Here is a 6659-nt window from a genome sequence, read left to right on the forward strand (position 1 = left end):
AAGACCTGCAATGAACCTTCATCAACTGCGCTTTGTGCGCGAAGCAGTACGCCAGAACTACAATTTGACGGACGCCGCCAAGGCGCTGTTCACCTCGCAGCCGGGGGTGTCCAAGGCGATTATCGAGCTGGAAGAGGAGTTGGGGGTCGACATCTTCACCCGCCACGGCAAGCGCATCCGTGGCTTGACCGAGCCGGGGCGGCTGGTGCTGTCGTCGGTGGAGCTGATCATGCAGGAGATCGACAGCCTCAAGCGCATCGGCAAGGAATACGCGGCGCAGGACAGCGGCAGCTTCACCATCGCCACCACCCACACCCAGGCGCGCTACACGCTGCCGAAGGTGGTGCAGGCCTTCATGGTCAAGTTCCCCAAGGTGCGCCTGTCTTTATTGCAGGGCAACCCACAGCAGATCGCCGAGATGGTGCAGCGCGACCAGGCCGACCTGTGCATCGCCACCGAATCGATCGCCGGCGTGACCGGATTGGTAACATTGCCATGCTATCAATGGGAGCACGTGGTGGTGGTGCCGCCCGACCATCCGCTGCTGCGCACCAGACAGCCGACGCTGGAAGAGATCGCGGCTTTTCCGATCATCACGTATGATGGCGCCTTTGCCGGCCGCAGCAAGATCGACCACGCGTTTTCCCTGCGCGGCCTGAAGCTGGACGTGCTGCTGGAAGCCATCGACGCCGATGTCATCAAGACTTATGTGGAGTTGGGCATGGGGATTGGTATCATAGCGGGCATGGCCTTCGACGCCGAGCGCGACAAGAACCTGCGCGCCATCCCGGTGGGGCACCTGTTCGGCATGAACGTGTCGCGGGTGGCGGTCAAGCAGGGCGCTTATCTGCGCAGCTATATTTACACCTTTATTGAACTGCTGACGCCTACGCTCAACCGCAAGTTGATCGAACAGGCCATGAGCGGTGAAAAAGAGAACTACGAACTATAAAAGAAAGCATCAACATGATTACCAACCAGTTGACACAATATTACGCCGTCAACGCGGACAACTATGACCAGGTCTACGCGCAGGAAGAGCGCTTCGACGACCTGGATGATCTGCAAGAGATGGTGGCCGAGCTGTTCACCGGCCACAAGGTGCTGGAGCTGGCCTGCGGCACCGCGTACTGGACCGACCTGATCGCTGAAACCGCCGAGTCGGTCTACGCCACCGATATTTCGCAGGAAATGCTGGACCTGGCGGAAACGCGCGGCCTGGACGAGGACATCGTCACCTTCGGCCAGATGGACGCCTTCAACCTGCCGGACGGCCTGGAAGGCCAGTACACCGCCGTGTTTGCCGCCGGCCTGTGGAGCCACGTGCCGCGCGAGCAGTACGACAGCTTCCTGAAAACCCTGCGCGCCAAGCTGGGCAAGGACATCCTGGTGGTATTCCTCGACGAATCGTATGTCGATGGCAACTCGATGGTGATCGCCCGCACCGATGCGGAAGGCAACACCTACCAGATCCTGACCGCCGACGACGGCCAGCGCTACGAGATCATGAAGAACTACCTGACCGACAGCACGCTGCGCAAGCGCTTCACCAACCACGCGCGCCAGATCCGCGTCGAACGGCTGGAGTACTACTATTTGTTGAGCTGCCGCCTCAAGTAATGCCGCTAGTAATCGAAAAGCCGCCTCGCGCGGCTTTTTTTTCTCCCCGATGATGTCGATTTACAACAAATTAGCGATGTCACATTGTTGAAGTAATTGATAGGCATGATTCTCGCCGTGGATCAGCAACGCATCTTTTCTTCAACCTCAAGTAGAGAACATCAAGTGAAAAAACTTACTCTGGCAGCAATGATCATCGGCGGCTTCGCAGCGCAAGCCCAAGCTCAATCGAACGTGACCATCTACGGCCTGGTGGACGCCGGTATCGTCAGCGAGCGCGGTGGCGTGGCAGGCAACGTGACCAAAGTTACCAGCGGCATCGGCGGCCAGTCCCGTCTGGGCTTCCGCGGCACCGAAGACCTGGGCAACGGTCTGTCGGCCATCTTCCAACTGGAAACCGGCTTCAAGGCCGATGATGGCTCGCTGGACAGCACCAACACCATCTTCAACCGTCAAGCCTTCGTCGGCCTGAAAAGCAAGGACGCCGGCCAACTGACCATCGGTCGTCAATACACCCCACTGTACCTGGCACAAAGCCAGGTCGCCGACCCGTTCGGCGCTGGCTATGCCGGCACCATCAAGAACCTGTTCCCATCGGCCGGCGCCAACACCCGCGTCAGCAACGCGCTGGTGTACTCGACCCCGACCATGAGCGGCTTCAGCGCCGACGCCCTGTACGCCCTGGGCGAACAGCCAGGCAGCACCACCGCCGGCCGTCAGTTCGGCTTTGGCCTGAACTACGCACAAGGCCCGCTGAACGCGCGTCTGGTGTACAACAACAAAAACAACGACACCGCTGCTGTCGGCACCACGCCTGCCAAAGTGCAGGACACCGGCCGCAACACCATGTTCGCCGCCAACTACGACTTCCAGGTCGTCAAGGCCTACTTCGCCTACGGCGCGGACAAGGGCGTGAACAGCGCCGTGCTGCCAACCGCCAACGCCTTCGGCTACACCGTGGCGCCAAAGCCTAGCACCGACAGCAACGAAGTGCTGGTTGGCGCGCAGATCCCGGTCGGTTCGGGCACCATCATGGCGTCGTACATCCGTAAAAACGACAAGACGGTCAACAACCAGGACGCCGATCAGTGGGCACTGGGCTACCTGTACAACCTGTCGAAGCGTACCGGCGTGTACCTGGCTTACGCCAAGATCAAAAACAAAAACGGCGCTGGCTACACCGTGGGTAACAACAACGAAGCTGGTACTGGCGATAAAGCATTCAACGCCGGCATCCGCCACTCGTTCTAAGCTGGTCTAGGCAGTTTCCGGCGGCGGCAGCGGCAGGCGGATCATGATCCGCGTGCCGCCGTCGCTGACGATGGCGATATCGCCATGCAGTGCCCAGACGCGTTCGCGCATGCCGATCAGGCCGAAGGACGATGCCTTGTCCATGTCCTTTTCGGCAATGCCGCGGCCGTCGTCGTGTATCGTGATGTGCAGGGTGGCATCCTGCCGGTACAGCGACAACGCCACCGTGCGCGCCTGCGCGTGACGGGCGATGTTGGTCAGCGCTTCCTGCACGATGCGGAAGATGGCCGTGCTGTAGGCGTCATCGAGCGCCAGTTCCTCCTCACTGGCATCCAGCGTGCAGCCGATGTTGTTGCGCTCGACAAATTCCTGGCGCAGGCTTTCCAGCGCAAAATACAATCCTCCCTCATCCAGCGCGCGTGGCCGCAGGTTGCCGGCGATGCGCCGCAGCGACGTGATCGCCGTCATCAACAATTCATCCATGCCGGCCTGCAGCTTGCGCGCGGCCGCGCTGTTGACGCTGTGGCGCTGCAGCAGCCCGAGGTCGCCGCGCAGCGTGGCCAGCAACTGTCCCAGGTCGTCGTGCAGCTCGCGCGCGATGTGCTTGCGCTCTTCCTCGCGGATGGTCTGCAGCGCCGCCGACAGTTCGCGCAGTTGCGAGTACGATTGCTCCAGCTGTTCCTGCACCTGTTTGCGTTCGGTGATGTCGCGCAGGATGATGGTGTAGATGTGGGTGCCGTTCTCGTTTAGCGAGGAAATCGTGCCTTCCAGCGGGAAGTGCTGGCCGGTGGCTTTCAGGCCCGTCACCGCGTAGTCGCTGGTGCGCCGGCCTTTCATGCGCATGCGGATGCCGGTGTGACCGAAATACTGGGTGGCGCCGTTGTCCGACCGCTGGCGCTGGTCGCGCGGAATGTAGCGCTGCAGCGGCGATCCCTGCATGGCCTGCACCGTGGTGCCGAACATGGCGGCGGCCGATGGATTAACCTGGAGAATGTGCTGGCGCTCGTCGGTGGAGATGATGGCGTCGGTGGCGTGCTGGATGATGCCCCGGCTGCGCTTGGCCATGGCGGCGGAGCGCGCGCAGGACCAGCCCATGCGCCACGACAGGCGGCTGGTCACCGCCAGCGCGGACAGGATTAACAGTGCTTGGATGCGACGGCCCATGGTGTGCCTCCCTGCGGCCAAAGGACCGCGTGGAGTCACACTAAAGCAGGCACGGTTGAGGCGATTTGATTTACATCTGCTTGAAGAGATGCAGGAAGCTGCGGCTCACTTCCAGCTTGTCGGAGCGGCCCTTGATCATCACCAGGTGGCGGCCGCGGATATCGCGTGTCACGCCCTCGATGGCGTTGACGTTGACCAGCGTGGCGCGGTGGATCTGCCAGAACAGGGCAGGGTCCAGTTCCTCGGCGAGGTCGCGCACCGGCTTGCGGATCAGCGCTTCGTATTTCTCGGTCTGCACGCAGGTGTATTTTTCGTCGGAACGGAAGAACAGGATTTCCTCGACCGGAATCATGCGCAGGTCCTGGCCGATGCTGGCCTGGATCCATTGCAGGTGGGCCGGTTTCGGCGCGGCGATCTTCTCGGTCAGCTGCGCCAGCATGGCGGTGACGCTGGCGCTGACGTCGGTGGCGGCGGCCGGCTTGCTCAGGCGCGTCTTGAGACGGTCGACCGTGACCTGCAGGCGTTCCGGCTCCGGCGGCTTGAGCACATAGTCGATGGCGCCGCGCTCGAAGGCTTCCACGGCGTAGGCGTCGTAGGCGGTCACGAACACGATATTGCTCTTGTTGCCGATGACGGCGGCCGCTTCCATGCCGGTCTTGCCCGGCATGCGGATGTCGAGGAAGGTGAAGTCCGGCTTGAGCTGGTCGACCAGTTCGATCGCCTCGTCGCCGTTCTTGGCCTCGCCAATAATGTCCAGCTCGGGCCAGACCTGGCCCAGGCGCATGCGCAATTGGTCGCGCATCAAACGTTCGTCATCTGCAATGATTGCTGTAGGCATTGTTCGGGTGTGTAAGATTGTTTAAATTATTATTCAACGAATTGCGTGAATAAGCAATCACGATGATTTTTTCGCCAGCTGGTAGGGCACTTCGATGGTGACGATGACTCCGCTCGGGCTGTTGGCGGCGATCAGCAGCTGGCCCTGGTCGCCGTGCAGCAATTTCAGGCGCTCACGGATATTGGTCAGGCCCAGGCCGGTGCCGTCGCTGGGCTTGGCGCCGAAACCGAGGCCGTTGTCGGTGACGATGACGCGCAGCTTGTTGTGGGCGACGTCGGCGCGCACCTTCAGCGTGCCGCCTTCGGGCTTGCCTTCCAGGCCGTGCTTGATGGCGTTTTCCACCATCGATTGCAGCATCATCGGCGGGAAGGCGGCGGTGCGCAGGCCGTCCGGCACGTCCAGCTCTACCGTCAGGCGTTCTTCCATGCGCATTTTCAGCAGGTTGAGGTAGGCCTCCACCATGTCGGCCTCGCGGCCCAGGTTGGTGACCAGCGCGTTGTCGCGCATTTGCGGCAGCACCGCCCGCAGGTATTTGATCAGGCTGCGCTGCATGGCGGCGGCGCGCGGCGGGTCGGTTTCGATCAGGTGTTCCACCGAGGCCAGCGTGTTGAACAGGAAGTGCGGCTCGACCTGGGCCTGCATCGTTTGCATCTTTGCTTCGCTGAGCTGGCGCTGCATGGATTCGCGTTCGGCGGCGGCGTTGGCGGTCTGGGTCTCCGCCTCGGCGCGTTTCTTGCTGCCCATCAGGAACTTGGTGGCGAACAGTGCCAGCACCAGCAACGTGACAAAGCTTTTGAACCAGGTGGAGGCCTGGCCGTGGTAGCGGGCCACTTTCTGCTCGGCCGCGTCGTCGACGGCTTCTTCAATGGCGTTGGACAGTTCCTCGCCGATTTGCGGCGGCAGGTCGATGTGGACTTCGTCGCCCGGCAGCGTGGGCAGGGCCGGCACCGAGGCGGCGCCCTTGGCGGGTTTCGCAGGCTTGGCCGGCTTGACGGGCGCTTCCGGCGCGGCGGGAGTTTCAGGCGCCTCGGGTGCTTCCGGCGCTTCAGGGGCTTCGGGCGTGGCGGCTGGTGCGCTGCTGTCGTCGCTGTTCTTGTTGCGGATCTTGCCGCGCTGGCTGAAGTGAATGCCGCTGTCGTCGATGCGGATATTGGTGTCGGGATTTTTACGCTTGCTTGAGCGGCTCTGGTCGATCTCCTCCTGAACCGGATTCGATGAAAACAGTTCGTCCTGCAGGATGGAGCCGGCAATCAGCATCAGGATGGCAAACACCAGGAACTTCCACCACGACAGCTGGGTCACCCAGGTGGCGGTGGCGTCGAAACCGCGGTGCAGCCAGCTGCCGGCGGTTTTCAGGGTGTCTTGCACTTTAGGCGTAGGAAACATGAACGGCTTTCACTCTTAACATGAGGCAAGTGTAACGAGCATCCCATATAGATGCCATGCGATTGCGACAGTCTGCAAGAAATGGGGAGTGGACGGCAAGTTGCAAGGAATTGCTTGCCAAACGGCGGTGGCGTTGCTATAGTTCGGTCCCTCGCGAAAACAACGCAACGCTGTAAAGCGAAACGAAGAAAAACGAGGGGTTGACGAGATAAATCAAATGCTTCATAATCTCGCTTCTTCGCTGACGGACAAAACGATTTGTCAGCATGCAATACAAGATCTTTAAAAATTTACAGTCGATAAATGTGGGCGTTTGATGCAAGTGCACGCGGTACTTCGGTGCCGCGAAACTAAAAGCATTAAATGCTCCACAAGAAGTACTAAGAGTAATACTGTTAGT

Annotated in this window: 6 protein-coding genes; 3 read left to right on the forward strand and 3 right to left on the reverse strand. The window is 60.8% G+C overall.

Going from position 1 to position 6659, the window contains the following annotated elements:
* Positions 1 to 10 precede the first annotated feature (10 nt).
* The 3 genes from GJ695_RS23650 to GJ695_RS23660 all read left to right on the forward strand — a co-directional run bounded on the left by GJ695_RS23650 (position 11) and on the right by GJ695_RS23660 (position 2871).
* The gene (locus tag GJ695_RS23650; protein WP_154369143.1) at positions 11 to 952 is read left to right on the forward strand and encodes a CysB family HTH-type transcriptional regulator; all 942 of its coding nucleotides are present in this window, start codon (positions 11 to 13) and stop codon (positions 950 to 952) included.
* Positions 953 to 966: 14 nt separating this feature from the next.
* Positions 967 to 1620, forward strand: coding sequence for a class I SAM-dependent methyltransferase (locus GJ695_RS23655; RefSeq protein WP_154359466.1), 654 nt, complete (start codon positions 967 to 969; stop codon positions 1618 to 1620).
* 165 nt (positions 1621 to 1785) lie between these two features.
* The gene (locus GJ695_RS23660) at positions 1786 to 2871 is read left to right on the forward strand and encodes a porin (RefSeq protein ID WP_503826183.1); all 1086 of its coding nucleotides are present in this window, start codon (positions 1786 to 1788) and stop codon (positions 2869 to 2871) included.
* A 6-nt stretch (positions 2872 to 2877) separates the two neighbouring features.
* Here the strand turns inward: GJ695_RS23660 and GJ695_RS23665 are convergent, their stop codons facing one another.
* The 3 genes from GJ695_RS23665 to GJ695_RS23675 form a co-directional block, all read right to left on the reverse strand.
* The gene (locus tag GJ695_RS23665) at positions 2878 to 4035 is read right to left on the reverse strand and encodes a sensor histidine kinase (protein ID WP_154369145.1); all 1158 of its coding nucleotides are present in this window, start codon (positions 4033 to 4035) and stop codon (positions 2878 to 2880) included.
* A gap of 70 nt (positions 4036 to 4105) precedes the next feature.
* Positions 4106 to 4873 carry a LytR/AlgR family response regulator transcription factor gene (locus tag GJ695_RS23670; protein WP_154359464.1) on the reverse strand — a complete coding sequence of 256 codons (768 nt, stop codon included), beginning with the start codon at positions 4871 to 4873 and terminating at the stop codon, positions 4106 to 4108.
* 57 nt (positions 4874 to 4930) lie between these two features.
* Positions 4931 to 6259, reverse strand: a complete 1329-nt coding sequence (locus tag GJ695_RS23675) for a sensor histidine kinase (RefSeq protein ID WP_154369147.1) — start codon at positions 6257 to 6259, stop codon at positions 4931 to 4933.
* Positions 6260 to 6659: the final 400 nt, after the last annotated feature.

The sequence above is a fragment of the Duganella alba genome, assembly GCF_009674495.1.
Lineage (GTDB): Bacteria > Pseudomonadota > Gammaproteobacteria > Burkholderiales > Burkholderiaceae_D > Rugamonas > Rugamonas alba.